Consider the following 21,857-nt stretch of genomic DNA (forward strand, 5'->3'; position numbering starts at 1 on the left):
CGACGTTATCGACGGCAGCTACCGCGACTGCCGCATAATCTGGAGCGGCGATCGGCTTACCGTCAGCTTCACCGTTGATTTCAAGGACGCATCCGGGAATATGGCTGGCAGGACGTTCTTGTCCCGGGGGATAGTCATTTATTCATACGATTCGGCGGCGAAGCCGATGTTGCCGGCGGCTGCTATCGTGTCGATCAATGGCACTGAACGCAGCAACATGGCCGTAGCCGACGACTTCACGTTGGCGTATGCGGCTGCAGCCTACCCGAGAGCGCACTGGATGAATGCAAGGGCATTCACCGCCAAGGTCATTGCCGATCTATACATGGGCACGTCGAACTACTGGCCGGCCGTCTCGGTGCAGGCGGCGAATATGGCACCGGGTAGTTGGGATCCCGTGCTCGCAAGAACCGGCGCGCTGTACATCGGCCCGAACATGTCGGGCTGCCGAACCATCGATCCGGCCAAGCCGCCGCCATCGCCGGTCACCACCGAGATCAAGGTGACGGCGCCGGACTGGGACCTGGGCGAATTGGAGCGGGGCAAGGAAACGACGCGGACCTTCTCCACCGACGCGCAGCGGCTGTGCTTTGCCTATGACGCCAAGTACATCGAATACGACAAGTACCTGATCAGCGTAAGCAACCGCAATGGCGTGGCCGATAACAAGTTCCTTCTGGTGAGTGCGGCGGATGGCAGCGAGACGGTTCCGTATACGCTGAGTTTCACTGGGGGCGGCGCGCCGATGGCGTTGCCCAGTATCAATGGACTGCCGTTGACGTTGGGCAAGAGCGGGCGGACGTGCCTGACGCCCACATTCAAGGCATGGGCCGATGCCAAGATCAAGGGCGGCGATTTCAGTGATGCGCTTACGTTCACCATCACGACCCAATCCTAGGCGGCGTTCGATAGGGCTGCGTGGCGATGGTTCGCTCGCGGGTCCTCACCCTAATTCTTGATAAAGGATGTTTTGTGAAGTGCTTGTTGTCTTGTCGCGTGCTGATGGCGCGTGCTTGTCGAAGTCTGCCTGCTGTTGCTGGCTGTCTCAGGACGGTCCCGCTGGCAATACTGCTGATGTGGACGCTGGGCGCGGGTCAATCAGCGACGGCGCAGACCATTCAGTACTCCGATCTGATGGAGGGCAGCTATACCGGCTGCAACATCAAGGAGGATGGCAAGTTTGCATCTGTCACGACAACGGTCAAATTCAAAGCAGCCAGCGGGCATATTCCCGGGAACGAATTCATTTCCAGGGGCTTGGCCCTGTACACCTACGATGAGCAGGGAAAGTTGCGGCGCCCGGCGGAGTTCTGGGCAGTGGCGCTCAATGGCGAGGGCACAAACATGTATAAGGCGTTCAGTGAATTCGGGTTGGACTATGGCGGTACCTCTTCCCAGTTTAAATATTGGTCGAATCGGTCGGCCTTCACTGCTCAGCTGGAGGTGAAGGTGACGTTGACGGATCTGGCCAAATGGCCTGCTTTTGGCGTGCGGATGGCCAACGTGGCGAATGACTCGGCCAGCACGATCGTGCTGGATAGCGCCGGCTTGCTATACGTTTCTCCCGGCATGAAGACATGCCAGGTAGTCAATCCATCCAATCCGCCGCCTTCGCCCGTGAACACCGAAATCACCGTCACGGCACCCGATTGGGACCTTGGTGAACTGGAGCGGGGCAAGGAAACGATGCGGACTTTCACCACCGACGCGCAGCGGCTCTGCTTTCGCTACAACGCGAAGTACATCGAATACGACAAGTACCTGATCAGCGCAAGCAACCGCAACGGCGTGGCCGAAGGCAAGTTCCTGCTGGCCAATGCGGATGATGGCAACCAGAAGGTTCCCTATACGCTGAGCCTGGCAGGCGGCGGCGCCCCGGTGCCGTTGCCCAGCATCAATGGCCTTCCGTTGACGTTGGGAAAGAGCGGGCAGACTTGCCTGACGCCCACGTTCAAGGCATGGGCCGGCGCCGACGTCAAGGGCGGCGACTTCGGCGACGTGCTTACTTTCACCATCACGACCCAACCCTAGGCGTTCGAGGGCGCACGCGGCTCGCGGTCTGGCGGTGCCCGTGGGCCTGGCGCTGGAGCAGCGCGCGCATATCACGATAAAGAACCCGGCGAGCCCGGGAATGGCGAGGTAGAAAGGAAAATGAACTTATCTCGCGGCGCCATCTGGCGTCCTCCAATGGCGGTTTTTCTGGCCGTGCCTGGGCTGGGCGCGTGTCCGGCAATGGCTATGGCGCAGCGGGCCTTACCCTTGCTTGAGGGCTGCCATGCCTATTGCGGCATGCCGCCGCCATGCATTCATCGAGGGGAATGCCTGTGAAATCAATCCGCAAAGTCATCCTGCGCTGTTCGATGCTGGGCTTGTTGGCCGTGTTGTGGCTATGCACGGGCCGGGTGGCTTGGGCAGCCTCCTATGCCGAGGTCATCGACGGTACCTATGAAAATTGCAGCCTTGTGCAATCTGGCGACAGGATAGCGGCTTCCTTTACCGTCAGGTTCCAGGCCGCGTCTGGAAATATTGGCAACTCACTTTACTTTATGTCGAGGGGCTTGGCAGTATTCTTTTTCGATGAAAAAGGCAATAGAAAGCGCTCGGACGGGACGGTGATAGTAACGATGAATGGCATGAACCCAACCAACAGCCTTACTGAGTTCAATTCCAACCACACCTACTATCGGTCGAATGTGGGCGTCGCACACTGGTCCAATGCTGGGAGATTCACTGCCACTATCAGCGCAGAGTTCGCTGCCAGCGAGCTAAACAAGTGGCCGGCCGTCGGCTTTCACGTGTCGAACGAGTCCAACCTCGATCGGTTTTATGTGCAAAAGGGGGCGCTCTACATGGCTCCCAAGCTAGGGGGGTGCCGACTCATCAAGGCGGGCGAGGCGACGCCGCCGTCGCCGGTCACGACGGAAATCACGGTTAGCGCGCCGGATTGGGACCTGGGGGAGTTGGCCCGGGGTAAGGAAACGACGCGCACGTTTGTCACCGATGAGCAGCGGCTGTGCTTTGCTTACGATCCGAAGTTCATTGAATTCGACAAGTATTTGATCAGCGCGAGCAATCGCAATGGCGTTGCCGAGAGCAAGTTCTTGCTTGCCAGCGCGGAAAATGGCAACGAGACAATTCCCTATACGTTGAGCTTGGCGGGGGGCGGCGCGCCGGTGGCGTTGCCCAGTATCAATGGATTGCCGTTGACGCTGAGCAAGAGTGGCAGGACATGCCTGACGCCCACGTTCAAGGCCTGGGCTGACGCAACGCTCAAGAGTACGGATTTCAGCGATGTGCTTACGTTCACCATCGTCACCCAGCCCTAGGCGCGGCATTCGTCGCTTTGATATGGGAGTACATATATGGGAGTACATATGAGAGTATTCATGAAGACCCCGCTTTTTTCTCGGCCGGAATCCGGCGCGTGCGCGCATTCTCCTGACGTGCCGCGCCCGTCCTATTGGCGCGTTGTGGCGATCAAGCCTCTCATTCTGGCCTGCCTGTGGGCGCTGCCCATCATGATGCCGGCGCTGGCCTTGGCCGATATCACCGTCACGGGCAAGACCTCCAGCACCATCAAGGCCTACGTCAGGCCGCTGGAATTCATCGAGGTGACCAACGAGCTGGGCGGCTGGCAGGACAACCTGGAAATGCAACAGCTGGGTGGCTGGAACACGCCCTATGAAGTGGCGCTGCGCCTGCGCGTGACGTCCTTGCCGAACAAGTTCCAGGTGCGCCTGGACGCGCCGCTGGTGCTGCAGAACGCCAAGAAGCAGGTGTTTCGCCAGCCCACGGTGACGATGGGGCCCGAAGGCGGCGCGCTCAAGCCCCTGCAGGTGGCGCAGAATGCCGAATTCGAGAACCCGGCGCCTGCTGTCGCGGGGACGAATTCCGTCGGCATGTACGCGCTCAAGGTTGCCGCCTTGCCTCCCGAAGGCGATTTCCGGGATGTCGTGGGCACGTATCAGGGCGTCTTGTCGATGACGTTCGAGGCTGTCGCCATCAAACCCTGAGGACCAGCCGCTGGCGGCGGCATTCACAATATGCCAACTCCCATGAAAGCAATCGCCTTATTGCCAAGCGCCCTCCTGGCCTTGCTGTGCAGCGCGCCGGCCTCGGCGCTGATCGATGTCTATCCCAAGGAGATCGAGGTGCGCGACGAGGCCGTGCAGGTCACGGTATCGAATCAGGGCGACCGTCCGGAGTACGTGTCGGTCTCGCTGTCCAGGCTGCTCAATCCGGGCGTGCCGCTGCGCGATGAAAAGCTGGAGCCCATTGGCCAGACGACGGCGCCGACCCTGTACGCGGCGCCGTTCCAGATGAGTCTGTCGCCAGGCCAGAGCAAGCGCATCGCGCTCAAGCCGTTGGACGGCGTGAAGGTGGAGCAGGTGTACAGGCTGGTGGTCAAGCCCGAGGTTGGAAAGATGGAAACCGGCCGTCAGCAGATGGCCGGCATGGTGGTGGTCAACATCGCCTACAGCGCGCTGGTGCGCCAGGTGCCGGAGGACCGGGAATCCGCCATCCAGGTCGAATGCGTGGCCGAGGGCGCGCGGATCACGGCCACGGGCACGGTGCGTCATCGGATCGAGCGCGCACAGGTGGATGGGCGCGAGATCGACGCCTTCAACGTCTACCCGGGCACGCCGAGGCTGCTGCGCGGCGCGCGCGTCGCCGTGCCCGGTCAGCCGGCCTGCGGCCCGGGCTGATTCATGCCGGCGTCGGCGTCCACGGCGCCAGCGTCCAGCCGCGTCGCAGCCTCGGATCCGGCACGCCGGGCTTGCCGGACGCGATGCGACCCGCCAGCCGGCGTCCGAAGGCCGGCATGTCCGGCACGGTGATCTCCAGGTCGTACCAGCCTTCGCAGCCGGCGTACTTGAGCTCGATCGCGCCGCCGGCCTGCACGTGCGCCACCGCGCGCCAGCCGTCGCCGATGCGCGATTCCACTTTCATGGGCTGGTGCGCCTCGCCATGGTTGATCAGCCGCAGGCGCAGGCCGGCGCTGACCGGCACCAGCTGCGCCTCGAGCAGGCCGCCGTCCCGGGCGCCGCCGCGAAATTCGCGGTGGAATCCGTCCGGGCCCAGCAGCCACAGTCCGTAGTCGCCGCGAGCCGACAGTCGCCAGCCATCGTCCAGCCGCGATCCCGCGCCCAGCGTGTAGCGCCGGGGCGGCGTGCTCAGGTCCAGGCGATCGTACACATGCAGCACGGCCCCCGCGCTGCCCGGATTGCGGAAGGTCAGGCGGTAGCTTTCGCCATCGGCCGTCATGCGGCCCACGGCTTCCAGCGCATAGGGCAGGGCGCAGTTGCGGCGCGTCGAGATGGCGTGGCCGCCGGGCGGCTCGCCCGCGTGGTCGCGCTCGCCGCTGAAGTCCAGCGCCGAGGTCAGGTCGCCGGCGACGGCGCGGCGCCAGGCGCTGATATTGGGTTCCATGACGCCATGGCGGGCTTCCAGGAAACGGATCACCGAGGTGTGGTCGAACACCTGCGCGTTGACCCAGCCGCCCCGGCTCCAGGGCGACACCACCAGCATGGGCACGCGCGGCCCCATGCCGAAGGCGCGGCCGTGCAGGGCGGCGGGGTCGTCGGGCGTGCCGGCGCTGGGGCCGGTGCGCGCGTCGTGGTATTCGCCGTCCAGCTCCACGGTGGACAGGCCGCCCGATTGCGCGCCGTCGTTGCGCGCGGGCGGGGCCGGCGGCGGCACGTGGTCGTAGAAGCAGTCGTTCTCGTCGTAGGTGACGAAGAAGACGCAGCGGCTCCAGACCGCCGGATTGCGCGTGAGGATGTCCAGCACCCGTTCCGTGTAGGCGCCGCCGGCGCGCGGCGACGAGACTTCGGGATGCTCGGAGTCGGCGGCGGGCGCGATGATCCACGAGACCTGGGGCAGGCTGCCGGCGGCGACGTCGCGTGCCAGGTCTTGCAGCGTGCGGGTCGACAGGGCGCGCTCGCGCAGCGGCGCGTCACCGCCGGCGGCATGCGCCGCGCGGTATTGGCGAAAGCCGGCCAGGGGATTGTCGTTGAAGTTATCGGCCATGTCCTGGTAGATGCGCCAGTCCACGCCGGCCTGCTGCAGCCGTTCGGGATAGGTGGTCCAGGCATAGCCCTCGGCGGCGGGGCCGAGGCGGTCATGGGTGTTGACCAGGGCCGGGCCGCCGGCCTCGCCGCGCGGATCGTTGGCGCCGGTCCACAGGAACAGCCGGTTGGGATTGGTGCCGGCCTGCATCGAGCAGTGATAGGCCTCGCACAGCGTGAAGGCGTCGGCCAGCGCGGTCTGGAACGGCAGCTCGGCGGGGCCGTAGGCGCCCATGCCGAGACGGCCCTTGGCGGGCAGCCACTGGTCCATGCGGCCGTCGTTCCAGGCGCGCTGGGCGTCGTCCCAGGTGTGCGGCGTGATGTAGCCCACCGGCGTGTCGCTGCGATGCTCGGGCTGCAAGGCATAGGGACCGGTGCGGATGCCGTCGCCGGCCTGCGTCAGCACGTCGCCGCCGGGCGTGGGCGCGGGATGCGGATCGGCGAAGCCGCGCACGCCTGGCAGCGTGCCGAAGTAGTGATCGAAGGAGCGGTTCTCCTGCATCAGGATGACGACGTGGTCCACGTCCCGGATCGTGCCGCTGCGGCGATCGGGCTCGATCGCCAGCGCGCGCTTGATGGCGTCCGGGAGGTCCTGGAAATGGGGAGAACGCGGTTCGACTTTCATGACGGCATTAATACGGCCTGCGACAGGCGAATCTTAAGGCCATCGGCGCATCGCGCCACGATGCGGCGCGCGCGTCGCGACTGACGCCGGTCAGATGTTTGCAAGTCGTTACCCTTTTCCGGGACGGCGGCGCGCGATTTCTATAGGATGGGGCCCCGCGTACCCACTATCGCGGCCCCGGATGGGGCCGTCCGCCCGCGATGCGAATCAAAGTGCTTGCCTGGTCTGTCGTGACGCTCGCCGCCGTGGCGCTGGCGATCTGGGCCGCCGCCTATGCGTGGCTGTTTTCCCAGGAGGACTACGCGCCCAAGCCCGGCACGCTGGCCTACTACGTGGGCATGTCCTCGCTGGTGCGCCATGCGCCCGTGGCGAACGCGGCCGGCGCGCCGGACTACTTCGGCTCGGTTGGCGATGGCGACAAGGCGCCGCGTTCCGAGGTGTCTTACGCGGTGTCGCCTGGCAGCGTCGATGAGGCCTGCGCCTCGATGGACGCTTATTTGCAGAGCCGTGGCTTTCAGCCGCGTCCGGCCGAGGCCGCCGGCATGGTGGCGGCCGCGCTCGCGGACGGCGAGGAACTGGTGCGCCACGCCGAGTACCTGTCCGGTTCGGGCGAGCTGGTGGTGCTGGCGGTGTCCAGGACCGCCGATCCGGCGGATGGCTACCGGATCACGCTGACGCACTGGGACTGAACGACGCGCGGGGGTGACGCCGCGCAATGGAAAAGGCCCGGACCCGGCGCGATGCCGGATCCGGGCCTTTCGACATGCCTGGCGCGCGGCCTCAGGCCGAGGGCGGCACGTAGCCCTGGGCTTCGACGCTGCCGTCTTCGAACAGGAAACGTTCCATCTGCTGCTGCAGGTACTTGCGGGCGCGCGAGTCGGCCAGGTTCAGGCGGTTTTCATTGACCAGGCGCGTCTGCACCTGCTTCCACTCTTCCCAGGCTTCCTTCGAGATGCTTTGCCAGATGCGCGTGCCCAGCTCGCCGGGATAGGGCGGATAGTCCAGTCCCTCGGCTTCACGCTTCAATTTCAAACAGTTGACGGTACGGGCCATGATTTCGCTGCCGGAAAGTGACGATAACGCCGCATTTTAGTTCATGCCGGCAACGGTCATGCGAGATGCCCTCCGCATCGCAAGGTTGTCGCGATCGAGGCCGCGCGGATCCGGCTTTGCCGGTCCGCGGCGGCGCTCCCTGGAGGGGAAAGCGCATGGCGCTTCCCGGGGGTCACAACTTCTTGATGAAGACCAGGCTGTTGCGCGAGCGGTTGTAGTTGTGCTGCTTTTCGCGCGGCAGGTCGGCGATGCCGCCCTGCACGAAGCCGCGCTTGATGAACCAGTGCGAGGTGCGCGTGGTCAGCACGAACAGGCGCTTGGCGCCAGCCGCGCGGGCGCGCGACTCCATGTGGCGCAGCAGGATCTCGCCTTCGCCCGAGCCCTGCCATTCCGGATGCACGATCAGGCAGGCCATCTCGGCCATCTGCTCCTCGGCGAAGTTGTGCAGCGTGGCGCAGCCGTAGATCACGCCGTCGTGCTCCAGCACGGTGAAGTTCTCGACGTCGCGCTCGATCACGCTGCGCGGGCGCGGCACCAGCGTGCCGTCGGCTTCCAGCGGCTCGATCAGGCTCAGGATGGCGCCGACGTCGTCGATGGTGGCCGGGCGCAGGTCGTCCAGCGTGTCCTCGACCACCATGGTGCCCACGCCGTCGTGGGTGAAGATCTCCAGCAGCACGCTGCCGTCCAGCGAGAAGGGCAGCAGGTGCGAGCGGGCCACGCCGCGCTTGACCGCCAGCGAGGCGAATTGCAGGAAGTAGCTGGTTTCCTCGTCCAGCGTGCCGGCGGCCAGCAGCGCGTCGGCGTCCACGCGCGCCAGCTCGGTGTCGGGCGTGCCGTCGTCGTTCAGCACGCCGTGCGAGCTGGACAGGAAGATGAGTTTCTCGGCGCGCAGCGCCACGGCCACGCTGGTGGCCAGGTCTTCCATCGCCAGGTTGAAGGCGTCGCCCGTGGGCGAGAAACCCAGCGGCGACAGCAGCACCACCGACGAACCCTTCTCGATGGCGAACTTCAGCGCGTCCACGTCGATCTTGCGGACCTGGCCGGTGTGCTTGTAGTCCACGCCGTCCAGCACGCCGGTGGGGCGGGCCGTGACGAAGTTGCCCGAGATGACCCGGATGTGCGAGTGCGACATGGGCGTGTTGGGCAGGCCCTGGCTGAACGCGGCCTCGATATCCAGGCGGATCTCGCCGGCGGCTTCCTTGGCGCATTCCAGCGCGGCGGCGTCGGTGGGCGACAGGCCGCGATCGAACTGCTGGGTATAGCCCTTCAGGCGCAGCTGCTCATTGACCTGCGGACGCGAGCCGTGCACCAGCACCAGGCGGATGCCCAGCGCGGACAGCAGCGACAGATCCTGCACCAGCGTGTTCAGCGCGCCGGCCTGCACCAGCTCGCCGCCGAACGCCACCACGAACGTCTTGCCTCGGAACGCATGCACATAGGGCGCCACCTCTCGGAACCATCGGACGAATTGGGCGGGCGCGAATTCGGGGGCTTCGAGGGCGGAGACGGTGTCTGGTTCCAGGTCGGGCATGATGGGTGGTGAGGTTCCTGATATATGGGACGGGCGCGGCGCCTGGCCGCGCCATGGCTCCGTCCGCGCGGGGGCCCCGGCATCGGGGGCGGCCTGCCGCGCGGGCGGCGTGGCGAAATTATATGACTGCCGGGGCCGGCGGGCAGCGGAAAAATCGCCCGCGCCCCGCCGGGGTTTCGCCGGGGCGCGCCGGCCGGCGGCCCAGGCGGGGCGCGGGACGCCGTGGAAATTTATAATGCCCGGCTAACCGGATAAATCCCACATGTCTGAATCATCCCGTCCGCGCGCGCCGCAAGCGGCCCGTGGCCCCGGCAGCCCCGACGCGCCCGCGTCCGGCGGCGCCCGTCCCGCGCGCGCGCCGCGCGCCGAACGCGCCGAGCGCGGCGAACGTACAGAACGCACCGAACGCACCGAACGCACCGAACGCGCCGAACGCGCCGCGCCGGCGGACCGTCCCGAGCGGCCCATTCCCGTCGTCACCTATCCCGAGGATCTGCCCGTCAGCGCCCGGCGGCAGGAGATCGCGCGCGCCATCGCGGCCCATCAGGTCGTGATCGTCAGCGGCGAGACCGGCTCGGGCAAGACCACGCAGCTGCCCAAGATCTGCCTGGAACTGGGACGCGGCCGCCGCAAGATGATCGGCCACACCCAGCCGCGCCGCCTGGCCGCGACCTCGGTGGCCAAGCGCATCGCCGAGGAACTGAACACGCCGATGGGCGAGGTGGTCGGCTACCAGGTGCGCTTCAATGACCGCACCGGCCCCAACGCGGCCATCAAGCTGATGACCGACGGCATCCTGCTGGCCGAGTCGCAGCGCGACCCGCTGCTGCGTCGCTACGACACCATCATCATCGACGAGGCGCACGAGCGCAGCCTCAACATCGATTTCCTGCTGGGCTACCTGAAGCAGCTGCTGCCGAGGCGGCCGGACCTGAAGGTCATCATCACCTCGGCCACCATCGACGCCGAACGCTTCGCGCGCCATTTCGGCGCGGCCGAGGACAAGCCGGCGCCGGTGATCGAGGTGTCGGGCCGGCTGTACCCGGTCGAGCTGCGCTACCGTCCGGTGCGCCAGGAGCTGGCCGAGGACGAGGACGCGCCGGCGCCCGCGCGGTCCGGCCGCGAGCGCGACCGCGAACGCATGTCCGGCGACGAGGAGCGCGACCTGATCGACGCCATCGTCGACGCGGTCGATGAGTGCGCGCGCCACGGCCCGGGCGACGTGCTGGTGTTCCTGCCCGGCGAGCGCGAGATCCGCGAATCGGCCGAGGCGCTGCGCAAGCATCACCCGGTCGGCACCGAGGTGCTGCCGCTGTACGCGCGCCTGTCGCAGGCCGAGCAGGAGCAGATCTTCCATCCGCGCGGCAACGCGCGCCGCGTGGTGCTGGCCACCAACGTGGCCGAGACCTCGCTGACCGTGCCGGGCATCCGCTACGTGGTCGACAGCGGCCTGGCGCGGGTCAAGCGCTATTCCTGGCGCAACAAGGTCGAGCAGCTGCGCATCGAGCCGGTCAGCCGGGCCTCGGCCAATCAGCGCGCCGGCCGTTGCGGCCGGGTCGGGCCGGGCGTCTGCATCCGCCTGTACGACGAGCTGGATTTCAACGCGCGCGCGCCCTTTACCGATCCCGAAGTGCTGCGCTCGTCGCTGGCCTCGGTGATCCTGCGGATGAAGGCGCTGAAGCTGGACGACATCGAACAGTTTCCCTTCGTCGAGGCGCCGCCGGGACGCGCGGTGGCCGACGGCTATCACCTGCTGCAGGAGCTGGGCGCGATCGAGCAGTCGGCCGCCGACGATGGCGCCGAGGCTGCCTCGGGCGCGTCCTTTACGCTGACCCGCAGCGGCCAGGAGCTGGCCAAGCTGCCGGTGGACCCGCGCATTGGCCGCATGATCCTGGCCGCGCGCGACCAGCAGTGCCTGGCCGAGATGCTGATCATCGCCTCGGCCCTGTCGGTGCAGGATCCGCGCGACCGTCCCATGCAGGAGCGCGAGGCGGCCGAGGCCGCTCACGCCAAGTTCGCCGACGACAAGTCGGAGTTCATTTCCTTCCTGAAACTGTGGCGCTGGTACGGCGAGCAGGTGCAGCACAAGGGCTCGCAGCGCAAGCTGGTGGCGCTGCTGCGCCAGAATTTCCTGTCGCCGATCCGGCTGCGCGAGTGGCACGACGTGCATACCCAGCTGTCGGCGCTGGTGGGCGAGCAGGGCTGGCGCGTCAACCAGACCGAGGCCACTTTCGAGCAGCTGCACCTGGCGCTGCTGTCGGGCCTGCTGGGCAATATCGGCTTCAAGAGCGACGAGGGCGGCCACTACCAGGGCGCGCGCGAGATCCGCTTCCATATCCACCCCGGCTCGCGCCTGGTGAAGAAAGCGGGGCGCTGGGTGGTCGCGGCCGAGCTGGTGGAAACCACCCGGCTGTACGCGCGCTGCGTGGCGCGCATCGAGCCGACCTGGCTGGAACGGGTGGCCGAGCACCTGCTGCGCAAGAACTGGTCGGACCCGCGCTGGGAAAAGAAGGCCGGGCAGGTGGTCGCCAACGAGCGCGCCACGCTGTACGGCCTGACCATCTATACCGGCCGGCGCATCCACTACGGCCGGGTCAACCCCAGTCACGCGCGCGAGCTGTTCATCCGTCAGGCGCTGGTGCCGGGCGAGATCGATACGCGGCTGGCCTTCGTGGCGCACAACCGCAAGCTGATCGCGGGCATCGAGAAGCTGGAGCATCAGACCCGCCGGCCGGACATCCTGGTCGACGACGAGCTGATCTACGCTTTCTATGACCGCCAGCTGCCGGCCGACATCTCGCAGACCGCGACGCTGGAAAAGTGGGTGTCCGGGCTGGACAAGGCCGCCGCCGCCAAGCTCATGCTGACGCGCGACGAGCTGATGCGCCACGAGGCCGCCGGCGTCACCACCGAGGTCTTCCCCAAGAAGGTCGAGTGGCAGGGCGTGAGCATGGCGCTGGACTACCACTTCGAGCCCGGCTCGCCGCGCGACGGCGTGACGCTGTCGGTGCCGCTGTTCGCGCTGAACCAGCTCGATCCGGCGCGCTGCGAATGGCTGGTGCCGGGCATGCTGAAGGAAAAGGTGCATCTGCTGCTCAAATCGCTGCCGCAGAAGCTGCGCCGCCATTGCGTGCCGCTGCCCGACTACGCGGCGGGATTCTACGAGCGCTGGTTCGAGCGCCTGGCCGAGCCGCCGAGCGGGCTGGTCGACGCCGTGATCGCGGACATGTGGGACCAGGTGCAGGTGCGTCCGGCCCAGGCCGACTTCAAGCTGGAGACGCTGCCGGCGCACCTGTTCATGAACTTCCGCGTGGTCGACGAGCATGGCCGCATGCTGGCCGCGGGCCGCAACCTGGCGCAGCTGCGCGCCGAGTTCGGCAAGCAGGCCCAGGCCACGTTCCAGCAGCTGGCCGCGCGCGACACCGAGGTGGCGCAGGCGCTGGCGCACGAGAACCTGACCGGCTGGACCTTCGGCCCCTTGCCCGAGATCATGGAGATCAAGCGCGGCGGGCAGTCGGTGATCGGCTATCCGGCGCTGGTGGACAAGGGCGCGCATTGCGACCTGGACGTGTTCGACGATCCGGACGAGGCGCGCAAGCATCATCGCGCCGGCCTGCTGAAGCTGTTCCGGCTGGGGCTGCGCGAGCAGGTCAAGTTCCTGGAAAAGAACCTGGCCGACCTGACCAAGATCAGCATGCTCTATATGACGCTGGGCACGCAGGAGGAATTGCGCGACCAGATCATCGATTGCGCGCTGGGCCAGGCCTGCCTGGCCGAGCCCTGGCCGGTCAACCAGCAGCAGTTCGAGGCCCGGCGCGCCGACGGCAAGGGCCGGCTGGGCCTGCTGGCCCAGGAAGTGGCGCGGCTGGCCGGCGCGGTGCTGACGGAATACGCGGCGCTGCAACGCAAGCTGCCCCAGGCCAAGCCGCACGCGGCCGCCTATGCCGACCTGCAGCAGCAGCTGGGCGCGCTGATGCCCAAGTGGTTCATCCGCGACACGCCCTATGCCCAGCTGTCGCACTATCCGCGCTATCTGAAGGCGGCGGTGGCGCGCATCGACAAGCTGCGCGCCGACCCGGCCCGTGACGCCAAGCTGGTGGCCGAGATGGCGCCGCTGCTGACGCAGTACCAGCGCGCGCGTTCGGCGCTGAAGGGCGCGCCGGATCCGCGCCTGGACGAGTTCCGCTGGCTGCTGGAAGAGCTGCGGGTGGCCTTGTTCGCCCAGGAGCTGCGCACGCCGATGCCGGTGTCGGTCAAGCGCTTGATGAAGAGCTGGGAATCCATAGCTAGATAGCCCCCCCGAAGCGCTGACGCGCTTCCCCCCCAGGGGGGCATGCCGACGGACCGGCAAAGCCGGCTCCGTGGCATCCCGATGGGGAGCGGCTTTTGCTTGCGGGGCGTGAGTGCTGTGGCTGCGTGACAACCTGGGGGGCGGGCATGGTGGAAGTGGAGCGCCCAGAAGGGTTGTGGGCTCCGCGAGGTCTCGTTTTTTGGGTCGTGCGCAAGTGGGTTGAAAGTGGCTTGAAAGCAGGGTGAAATAGCCAGGGATTTCAAGTGCCGACGTTCAGAAATGCGTCATCTGGTTATGCTTGAATGCTCGGGCTTTTCGACTCCCTCCGCCTTGGAGCCTTGCCGCCATGTTCGAGCTGTTCAGCAACCGGACCCGCCCGTCATCCCTGTCCCGCTCGGCGCCCAATCGATGGGACTGGGGCCTGCTGCCGCTGGTGCTGGCGATCCTGGCGCTGATGGCCTACGGCGCCTCGCAGATGAGCCGGCCCTTCGCCGTGGGCGAGGAACTGCCGATCTCGCTGGATCCGGTCTATCTGCCGTATTACCTGCTGCGCACCATCCTGCGCATGTTCACGGCGCTGGCGTTCTCGCTGCTGTTCAGCTTCGTCTTCGCCGCCATCGCGGCCAAGTACCGGACGGCGGAAAAGGCCATGGTCCCGATGCTGGACATCCTGCAATCGGTGCCCATCCTGGGTTTCCAGGCCATCGCCATCGCGCCCTTCATCGCGCTGTTCCCCGGCAACCTGCTGGGCGTGGAATGCGCCGCCATCTTCGCCATCTTCACCTCGCAGGCCTGGAACATGGCGTTCAGCCTGTACCAGTCCATGCGCACGGTGCCGCCCGAGCTGCACGAGGCGGCGCGCGTGTTCCGGCTGTCGGGCTGGCAGCGTTTCTGGCGGCTTGAGCTGCCCTATGCCACGCCGGGCCTGCTGTGGAACATGATGATGTCCATGTCGGGCGGCTGGTTCTTCCTGGTGGCGGCCGAGGCCATTTCGGTGGCGGGCCAGGACATCAAGCTGCCCGGCATCGGTTCCTACATCGCGGTGGCCATCGAATCGGAGAACGGCGCCGCCATCGCCTGGGCCATCCTGGCCATGATGGCCGGCATCCTGCTGTACGACCAACTGTTCTTCCGCCCGCTGCTGGCCTGGGCCGACAAGTTCCGCTTCGAGGAATCGCAGGGCGACGCCGCGCAGCAGTCCTGGCTGCTGGACTGGACCCGCCGCAGCCGCTGGATGATGGCGCTGTCGAACCGCTTCTGGGCGTGCATGCGCCGGGCGCTGGGCTGGTTCAGCGTGCCGTATGACGGCACCTCGATCCGCGCCCGCGCCAAGGCGCCCGATCCGCGCTGGTCGCGCGTCTGGGATTCGCTGCTGGCCGCCGGCGCGCTGCTGGCGACCTACAAGCTGGTGGTCTTCGTGCACGAGGACGTGGGCTGGAGCGAGGTGCTGCACGTGGTGGGCCTGGGCGGCATCACGCTCGCGCGCGTGCTGCTGCTGATCGGGCTGGCCTCGCTGTTCTGGGTGCCGGTGGCGGTCTGGATCGGGCTGCGGCCGAAGTATTCGCAGAAAGTCCAGGCCGTGGCGCAGTTCCTGGCCGCCTTCCCGGTCAACCTGCTGTTCCCGCTGGTGGTCTTCGTGATGGTGGCCTGGAAGCTGAATCCGGACATCTGGCTGAGCCCGCTGATGGTGTTCGGCACCCAGTGGTACATCCTGTTCAACGTGGTGGCGGGCGCGTCCACCATTCCCAACGAACTGCGACTGGCCTCGGCGAACCTCGGGCTGAAGGGCTGGCTGCTGTGGCGCCGGGTCTATCTGCCGGCCGTGTTCCCCAGCTTCATCACCGGCGCCATCACCGCCAGCGGCGGCTCGTGGAACGCCAGCATCGTGTCTGAGTACGTCAGCTGGGGCGACACTTCGCTGATGGCCACCGGCCTGGGCAGCTACATCAAGCAGATGACCGAGCAGGGCGACTTCCACCGCATCGCGCTGGGCATCGGCGTGATGTGCGTGTTCGTCATGCTGCTGAACCGGTTCTTCTGGCGCAAGCTCTATCTGTTGGCCCAGGACCAGGGCCGCTAGGAAACCTCATGAACGCCAATACCCTGATCGAACTGCATGATGTGGGCAAGTCCTTCCGCGCCGCCGACGGCACGGCGCGGCATGTGCTGGAGCATGTGGATTTCATCCTGCATGAAGGCGAGATCGTGGCCCTGCTGGGCAAGTCCGGCTCGGGCAAGTCCACGCTGCTGCGCATCATGGCGGGCCTGGTCAATGCCGACCAGGGCACCGTCATGTACCGGGGCCAGCCGGTGTACGGCCCGGCGGCGGGCATCTCCATGGTGTTCCAGTCCTTCGCGCTGTTTCCGTGGCTGACGGCCCAGCAGAACGTGGAGCTGGGACTGGAGGCGCAGGGCGTGGCGCCGGCCGAGCGCGCCCGCCGCGCCGACGAGGTGCTGGACCTGATCGGCCTGGGTGGCTTTGGCGGGGCGCTGCCGCGCGAGCTGTCCGGCGGCATGCGCCAGCGCGTGGGCATCGCCCGGGCGCTGGTGATGAACCCGGACGTGCTGCTGATGGACGAGGCCTTCTCGGCGCTGGACGTGCTGACCGGCGAGACGCTGCGCGACGATATGCTGGAACTCTGGGACGAAAGCCGCATCTCGACCAAGGGCATCCTGATCGTCTCGCACAATATCGAGGAAGCGGTCATGATGGCCGACCGTATCATCGTGTTCGCCAGCGATCCGGGCCGCATCCGCAGCCAGGTGCAGATCGGGCTGCCCCGGCCGCGCAACCCGGATTCGGCCGAGGTGCGGGCGCTGATCGACGAGGTCTATGCGCTGATGACCTCGCGTCCGGCGCATGGCGCGCCCACGCCGCGCCAGCAGGGCCTGGGCTACCGCTTTCCGCAGACCGAGGTCGAACGCATGGAGGGCGTGCTGGACGTGCTGGCCGAGGCGCCGTTCAACGGCCGCGCCGACCTGCCCAAGCTGGCCGAGGAAGCCGAGATCTCGGACGACGACCTGCTGCCGGCCTGCGAGGCGCTGGGCCTGTTCGGCCTGGCCCAGATCGACCGGGGCGACATCTTCCTGACGCCGCTGGGGCAGCGCTACGTGCTGGCCGACCAGGGCCAGAAGCAGCTCATCTTCGGCCGCCAGCTGCTGGCGCACGTGCCGCTGGCCGCGCATATCCGCCACAGCCTGGAGCAGGAACCGACCGGCCAGCTGCCGGAAAAGAACTTCCTGGATTCGCTGGAGGAATTCCTCAAGCCCGACGAGGCCGAGCGCGTGCTGAAGATCGCGGTGGAGTGGGGGCGCTATGGCGAGATCTACGGCTACGACTACCGGACCGGCGTGCTGACGCTGCCGGAGCAGGAGCCGGCGGCCTGAGATGCCCGATCGGGGGCGCGCAAATGAAAAAAAGCCGGCGACCGCGCCGGCTTTTTTCTTCGCGCCCTGGATGTCAGAGCGCGATGAACGCCACCACCACCAGCACGATCAGGCCGTACTTGACCGCCTTGTAGGCGTTGCGGTTCCAGGCCTTGAAGGCCTTGCGCTTCTGCTCGAACACCCAGTGCGCGTGCGTCAGCTTGTTGATGGCGCCGGTCTGGTCGCCGCCGTCGTTGGGCGAGCTGGCGGCCGACATCACCACGCGGCCGAACCAGCGGTTGAAGGCCTCGGCCCAGCGCCACTTGAGCGGACGCTCGACGTCGCAGAACAGGATGATGCGGTTCTGCTGCGTCTTGTTGTAGGCCTCGTGCACATAGGTTTCGTCGAACACCACGCTTTCGCCGTCGCGCCAGCTGTAGGGTTCGCCGTCCACGATGATGTGGCAGCCGTCGTCGTTGGGCGTGGACAGGCCCAGGTGGTAGCGCAGCGAGCCGGCGAAGGGGTCGCGGTGCGGGTTGAGCTGGCCGTCCGGCGGCAGCTCGGCGAACATGGCGGCCTTGACCTTGGGCAGCGTCTTGAGGATGGCCACGGTCTTGGGGCAGAGCTCCTCGGCCGAGGGGTGGCGGGCGTCATACCACTTCAGGTAGAAGCGCTTCCAGCCGTACTTGAAAAAGGAGCTGAAGCCGATGTCGTTGTGCCCGTCGGCCGCGCGGATGCGGCGCATCTCGGCCATCTGCAGCGCTTCGTCGCGGATCGTCTCCCAATTGTCATCGAGCACCTTCAGCTCGTCGATCTCGCGCGACGGCAGGTAGGGCGTGGTGGGCACGCGCGAGGCCAGCACCATGAAGGCGTTGACCGGCGCCAGCAGCACGGAGTGGTCCAGCAGCTGGCGGCTCAGCGGCAGCTTGACGCGGCCTCGGAAGTGCGCAAACAGGATGGCGGCGAGCCAGATCCCGGGAATGAGCCATTTCATACGTGAATCTCGTCCTGGAACAGGATTTCGGGTGCAAGGCGTATTGTTACACAGGGTTGCGGGGCGCCAGGATCGGGATCCCGGCGAGAAAGGGGTTTTGACCGATATGACTGGGTACAATTCCGGCCATGTCCGAAGCCGCAACAACTCCGTCCCCCTTTGTCCACCTGCGCGTCCACTCCGAGTTCTCGGTCGTCGACGGCATCGTGCGCATTCCCGACCTGATCAAGCGGGTCGCCAAGCTGGGCCAGCCGGCCGTGGCGCTGACCGACCTGTCGAACCTGTTCGGCCTGATCAAGTTCTACAAGGGCGCGCGCGGCGCCGGGATCAAGCCCATCGCCGGCTGCGACGTCTGGATCACCAACGACGACGATCGCGACAAGCCGTTCCGCCTGCTGTTGCTGGTGCGCAATCACCAGGGCTACCTGAACCTGTGCGAGCTGTTGACCCAGTCCTTCCTGGTCAACCAGGGCAAGGGTCGGGCCGAGATCCGGCGCGAATGGTTGCAGGGCCAGGAAGGCCTGATCGCCCTGTCGGGCGGGCGCATGGGCGACGTGGGCCAGGCGCTGGACGCCGGCAACGCCGTGTCGGCGCTGGCGCTGGCGCGCCAGTGGGCGCTTCTATTTCCGGGCAGCTACTACATCGAGCTGCAGCGCGCCGGTTTCGACGGCGACGAAGCCTACACCCAGGCGGCCATGCGGCTGGCGGCCGAGGCCGGCCTGCCGGTGGTGGCCACGCATCCGGTGCAGTTCCTGGACGAGCACGAATTCCAGGCCCACGAGGCCCGCGTCTGCATCGCCGAAGGCGAGATCCTGGCCAATCCGCGCCGCGTGCGCCGCTTCACCAAGGATCAATACCTGCTCAGTTCCGAGGAAATGCACCGGCGCTACGCCGACGTGCCCTCGGCGCTGGCCAACACGGTCGAGATCGCCAAGCGCTGCAACCTGAGCCTGGTGCTGGGCAAGCCGCGCCTGCCCAACTTCCCCACGCCCGATGGCGTGTCGCTGGACGACTACCTGGTGCAGCTGTCCGAGCAGGGCCTGGAAAAGCGCCTGGCCTTCCTGTTCCCGGACGAGGCCGTGCGCGAGTCCAAGCGCGAGCAGTACTACGAACGCCTGCGCTGGGAGTGCAAGACCATCATCCAGATGGGCTTCCCGGGCTACTTCCTGATCGTGCAGGACTTCATCAACTGGGGCAAGAACAATGGCGTGCCCGTGGGCCCCGGCCGGGGCTCGGGCGCCGGCTCGCTGGTGGCCTACGCGTTGGGCATCACCGACCTGGACCCGATCCGCTATGACCTGCTGTTCGAGCGCTTCCTGAATCCGGAGCGGGTGTCCATGCCCGACTTCGATATCGACTTTTGCCAGGACAACCGCGAACGCGTCATCGACTACGTCAAGGAAAAATACGGGCGCGCGGCCGTGAGCCAGATCGCCACCTTCGGCACGCTGGGCGCCAAGGCCGTGGTGCGCGACGCCGGCCGGGTGCTGGACATGCCCTATATGTTCTGCGACGGCCTGTCCAAGCTGATCCCGTTCAACCCGATGGATCCTTGGTCGCTGGAGCGCACGCTCAAGGACGAGCCGGCCTTCAAGGAACGCTACGAGCAGGAAGAGGAAGTGCGCGGACTGGTGGACCTGGCCAAGCCGCTCGAGGGCCTGACCCGCAACATCGGCATGCACGCCGGCGGCGTGCTGATCGCGCCCGGCAAGCTGACCGACTTCTGCCCGCTGTATTGCCAGCCCGGCCAGGAAAACAGCGCGGTCTCGCAGTTCGACAAGGACGACGTCGAGGCCGCCGGCCTGGTGAAGTTCGACTTCCTGGGCCTGCGCAACCTGACCATTCTGGACTGGGCCGTGCGCTACGTGCGCCAGTTCAACGCGGACAAGCGCGACTTCGACGTGATGGCGCTGGAGCTGGACGACGCGGCGGCTTACAAGATCCTGTGCGACGCCAACACCACGGCGGTGTTCCAGCTGGAATCGCGCGGCATGAAGGAGCTGCTCAAGAAGCTGCGGCCCAACACCTTCGAAGATATCATCGCCATGCTGGCCCTGTACCGTCCGGGGCCGCTGGAATCGGGCATGGTGGACGATTTCGTCAACCGCAAGCACGGCCGCGCCTCGGTGGACTACTTCCACTCCGACCTGGAGAGCACCCTCAAGAGCACCTATGGGGTCATCGTCTACCAGGAACAGGTGATGCTGATCTCGCAGATCATCGGCGGCTACTCGCTGGGCGGCGCCGACCTGCTGCGCCGCGCCATGGGCAAGAAAAAGCCCGAGGAAATGGCCAAGCACCGCGAGCTGTTCGAGCAGGGCGCCAAGGAAAAGGGCCATGACCCGGACCTGGCGGTCAAGCTGTTCGACCTGATGGAGAAGTTCGCGGGCTACGGCTTCAACAAGTCGCACTCGGCCGCCTATGCGCTGATCTCGTACCAGACCGCCTGGCTCAAGGCGTATCACCCGACCGAGTTCCTGGCCGCCACCATGTCTTCCGACATGGACGACACCGACAAGGTGCAGATCTTCTGCCGCGACGCCCAGGACAACGGCGTCGAGGTGCTGCCGCCGGACGTGAACCACTCGGGCTACCGCTTCGAGCCGGTGGCCGACAAGCACACCGAGAAGGGTAAGCCGCCGCGCACCATGCGCTACGGCCTGGGCGCGGTCAAGGGCACGGGGCAGGGCGCGGTCGAGGAAATCCTGCGGGCGCGCAAGGAAGGCGGCCCGTTTCAGAACCTGTTCGACTTCTGCCGCCGTGTCAGCAAGCATTCGGTCAACCGGCGCACCATCGAGGCGCTGATCAAGGCGGGCGCCTTCGATGGCATCGAGCCCAACCGCGCCGCCATGCTGGCCTCGGTGCCCACGGCCATGGAAGCGGCCGAGCAGGCCGCGCGCAGCGCCAACCAGGCTTCGCTGTTCGGCGACGACAGCGGCGACGTGGTGGCCGGCGAGCTGGCCAAGGTCGCGCCCTGGGACCTGCACAAGAAGCTCACCGAGGAAAAATCGGCGCTGGGCTACTACTACAGCGGCCACCTGTTCGACGCCTGGCGCGACGAAGTGCGCCGCATCGTGCCCATGCAGCTGGCGCGCCTGGAGCCGCAGCGCGACCTGCAATGGATGTGCGGCGTGCTGGCCGGCGTGCGCACCATGATGACGCGCCGGGGCAAGATGGTGTTCGCCGTGCTGGACGACGGCACCGCCCAGGTCGAGATCTCGGTGTTCAACGAACTCTACGAAAAGCACCGCAACCGGCTGCGCGAGGACCAGCTCATCATCGTGCAGGGCAAAGTCAGCAACGACGATTATTCTGGCGGCATGCGCATCGTGGCCGACCAGTTGTATGACCTGCAGCTGGCGCGCGAGGCGCGCGCCAAGTCGCTGCGCGTCAAGCTCAACGGCGGCGCTGACGCCGCGCGGCTGCGGCAGCTGCTCAATCCGTTCCGCGCCGAGCCCGAGAACGGCATCCCCGGGGTGCCGGTCGATATCGTCTACACCAAGAACAATTTCCTGTGCACGGTCCGGCTGGGCGAGGAATGGCGCGTGCGCATGGCCGACGCGCTGTTCGAGAACCTGAACGCCTGGACCAAGCCCGACGGCGTCGAGGTCACCTACTGATGCGTAAGCTGCGTATCGTCCACTCCGAAGCCGCCACCAGCTTCGGCGGCCAGGAAGGCCGCATCTTCAAGGAAATGAATGCCATGCGCGCGCGCGGGCATCATGTCGAGGCCATCTGCCAGCCGCAGGCGCTGCTGGCCACGCGCCTGTCCGAGGCCGGTTTCACCGTGCACACGCTGGAAATGGACGGCCCGCTCAATTACCTGAAGGGCGTGGCCATCATTCGCGGCATTCTGCGGGCGGGCCGTTTCGACGTGCTCAACACGCACAGCCGGCGCGATACCGTGATCGCGGCGGCTGTGCGTGTTG

Annotated in this window: 15 protein-coding genes; 11 read left to right on the forward strand and 4 right to left on the reverse strand. The window is 66.6% G+C overall.

Features of this window, described 5'->3' with window-relative positions:
* From AC6LJ5_RS25995 to AC6LJ5_RS26015, 5 genes are all read left to right on the forward strand, one after another.
* A partial coding sequence (locus AC6LJ5_RS25995; RefSeq protein WP_498142022.1) for a hypothetical protein occupies positions 1 to 898 on the forward strand: 898 nt, incomplete at its 5' end.
* Between the two features lie 176 nt (positions 899 to 1,074).
* Positions 1,075 to 2,031: a hypothetical protein gene (locus AC6LJ5_RS26000; RefSeq protein ID WP_498142023.1), complete on the forward strand. Its 957-nt coding sequence runs from the start codon at positions 1,075 to 1,077 to the stop codon at positions 2,029 to 2,031.
* A 293-nt stretch (positions 2,032 to 2,324) separates the two neighbouring features.
* On the forward strand, positions 2,325 to 3,326 hold the full coding sequence (locus AC6LJ5_RS26005) for a hypothetical protein (RefSeq protein ID WP_498142024.1): 1,002 nt from the start codon (positions 2,325 to 2,327) through the stop codon (positions 3,324 to 3,326).
* Positions 3,327 to 3,386: 60 nt separating this feature from the next.
* Positions 3,387 to 4,013: a hypothetical protein gene (locus AC6LJ5_RS26010; protein WP_498142025.1), complete on the forward strand. Its 627-nt coding sequence runs from the start codon at positions 3,387 to 3,389 to the stop codon at positions 4,011 to 4,013.
* A gap of 60 nt (positions 4,014 to 4,073) precedes the next feature.
* Positions 4,074 to 4,706: a hypothetical protein gene (locus tag AC6LJ5_RS26015; protein ID WP_498142026.1), complete on the forward strand. Its 633-nt coding sequence runs from the start codon at positions 4,074 to 4,076 to the stop codon at positions 4,704 to 4,706.
* A 1-nt stretch (position 4,707) separates the two neighbouring features.
* Here AC6LJ5_RS26015 and AC6LJ5_RS26020 read toward each other — a convergent pair whose 3' ends face one another.
* Positions 4,708 to 6,693, reverse strand: coding sequence for a phosphocholine-specific phospholipase C (locus AC6LJ5_RS26020; protein ID WP_498142027.1), 1,986 nt, complete (start codon positions 6,691 to 6,693; stop codon positions 4,708 to 4,710).
* 212 nt (positions 6,694 to 6,905) lie between these two features.
* Between AC6LJ5_RS26020 and AC6LJ5_RS26025 the strand changes: the two genes are divergently transcribed.
* Positions 6,906 to 7,382 carry a hypothetical protein gene (locus AC6LJ5_RS26025; RefSeq protein ID WP_498142028.1) on the forward strand — a complete coding sequence of 159 codons (477 nt, stop codon included), beginning with the start codon at positions 6,906 to 6,908 and terminating at the stop codon, positions 7,380 to 7,382.
* A gap of 91 nt (positions 7,383 to 7,473) precedes the next feature.
* Here the strand turns inward: AC6LJ5_RS26025 and AC6LJ5_RS26030 are convergent, their stop codons facing one another.
* Together AC6LJ5_RS26030 and argA are read right to left on the reverse strand one after the other, a co-directional pair.
* Complete coding sequence (locus tag AC6LJ5_RS26030) at positions 7,474 to 7,746, reverse strand: oxidative damage protection protein (RefSeq protein WP_103273613.1); 273 nt, start codon at positions 7,744 to 7,746, stop codon at positions 7,474 to 7,476.
* A gap of 172 nt (positions 7,747 to 7,918) precedes the next feature.
* Positions 7,919 to 9,277 (reverse strand): amino-acid N-acetyltransferase, encoded by a 1,359-nt coding sequence (gene argA / locus AC6LJ5_RS26035; RefSeq protein WP_103273614.1) that lies wholly within the window; start codon positions 9,275 to 9,277, stop codon positions 7,919 to 7,921.
* Between the two features lie 262 nt (positions 9,278 to 9,539).
* On the opposite strand from argA, the gene hrpA reads away from it, so the two are divergent.
* The 3 genes from hrpA to AC6LJ5_RS26050 all read left to right on the forward strand — a co-directional run bounded on the left by hrpA (position 9,540) and on the right by AC6LJ5_RS26050 (position 16,955).
* On the forward strand, positions 9,540 to 13,571 hold the full coding sequence (hrpA, locus tag AC6LJ5_RS26040) for an ATP-dependent RNA helicase HrpA (protein WP_498142029.1): 4,032 nt from the start codon (positions 9,540 to 9,542) through the stop codon (positions 13,569 to 13,571).
* Between the two features lie 343 nt (positions 13,572 to 13,914).
* Entirely contained in the window at positions 13,915 to 15,648 is a 1,734-nt protein-coding gene (locus tag AC6LJ5_RS26045) for an ABC transporter permease (protein WP_498142030.1), read from the forward strand.
* Between the two features lie 8 nt (positions 15,649 to 15,656).
* Positions 15,657 to 16,955 (forward strand): ABC transporter ATP-binding protein, encoded by a 1,299-nt coding sequence (locus tag AC6LJ5_RS26050; protein ID WP_103273617.1) that lies wholly within the window; start codon positions 15,657 to 15,659, stop codon positions 16,953 to 16,955.
* 73 nt (positions 16,956 to 17,028) lie between these two features.
* Here the strand turns inward: AC6LJ5_RS26050 and lpxO are convergent, their stop codons facing one another.
* The gene (lpxO, locus tag AC6LJ5_RS26055; protein WP_392411700.1) at positions 17,029 to 17,928 is read right to left on the reverse strand and encodes a lipid A hydroxylase LpxO; all 900 of its coding nucleotides are present in this window, start codon (positions 17,926 to 17,928) and stop codon (positions 17,029 to 17,031) included.
* A gap of 128 nt (positions 17,929 to 18,056) precedes the next feature.
* Here lpxO and dnaE point away from each other — a divergent pair, with 128 nt between their 5' ends.
* Together dnaE and AC6LJ5_RS26065 are read left to right on the forward strand one after the other, a co-directional pair.
* A complete protein-coding gene (dnaE, locus tag AC6LJ5_RS26060; RefSeq protein WP_103273619.1) occupies positions 18,057 to 21,548 on the forward strand; it encodes a DNA polymerase III subunit alpha in 3,492 nt (1,163 codons plus the stop codon).
* The coding region (locus tag AC6LJ5_RS26065) for a glycosyltransferase (RefSeq protein ID WP_498142031.1) at positions 21,548 to 21,857 on the forward strand (310 nt) is incomplete at its 3' end. The genes dnaE and AC6LJ5_RS26065, both read left to right, overlap by 1 nt.

Source organism: Achromobacter sp. 1011791174 (assembly GCF_059760925.1).

Excerpts from the sequence above, each read along its gene's own strand:
- AC6LJ5_RS26000 (WP_498142023.1), top strand. The coding sequence starts at position 1,075 with ATGTGGACGCTGGGCGCGGGTCAATCAGCGACGGCGCAGACCATTCAG.
- AC6LJ5_RS26010 (WP_498142025.1), top strand. The coding sequence starts at position 3,387 with ATGAAGACCCCGCTTTTTTCTCGGCCGGAATCCGGCGCGTGCGCGCAT.
- AC6LJ5_RS26020 (WP_498142027.1), bottom strand. The coding sequence starts at position 6,693 with ATGAAAGTCGAACCGCGTTCTCCCCATTTCCAGGACCTCCCGGACGCC.
- AC6LJ5_RS26030 (WP_103273613.1), bottom strand. The coding sequence starts at position 7,746 with ATGGCCCGTACCGTCAACTGTTTGAAATTGAAGCGTGAAGCCGAGGGA.
- argA (WP_103273614.1), bottom strand. The coding sequence starts at position 9,277 with ATGCCCGACCTGGAACCAGACACCGTCTCCGCCCTCGAAGCCCCCGAA.
- hrpA (WP_498142029.1), top strand. The coding sequence starts at position 9,540 with ATGTCTGAATCATCCCGTCCGCGCGCGCCGCAAGCGGCCCGTGGCCCC.
- AC6LJ5_RS26045 (WP_498142030.1), top strand. The coding sequence starts at position 13,915 with ATGTTCGAGCTGTTCAGCAACCGGACCCGCCCGTCATCCCTGTCCCGC.
- AC6LJ5_RS26050 (WP_103273617.1), top strand. The coding sequence starts at position 15,657 with ATGAACGCCAATACCCTGATCGAACTGCATGATGTGGGCAAGTCCTTC.
- lpxO (WP_392411700.1), bottom strand. The coding sequence starts at position 17,928 with ATGAAATGGCTCATTCCCGGGATCTGGCTCGCCGCCATCCTGTTTGCG.
- dnaE (WP_103273619.1), top strand. The coding sequence starts at position 18,057 with ATGTCCGAAGCCGCAACAACTCCGTCCCCCTTTGTCCACCTGCGCGTC.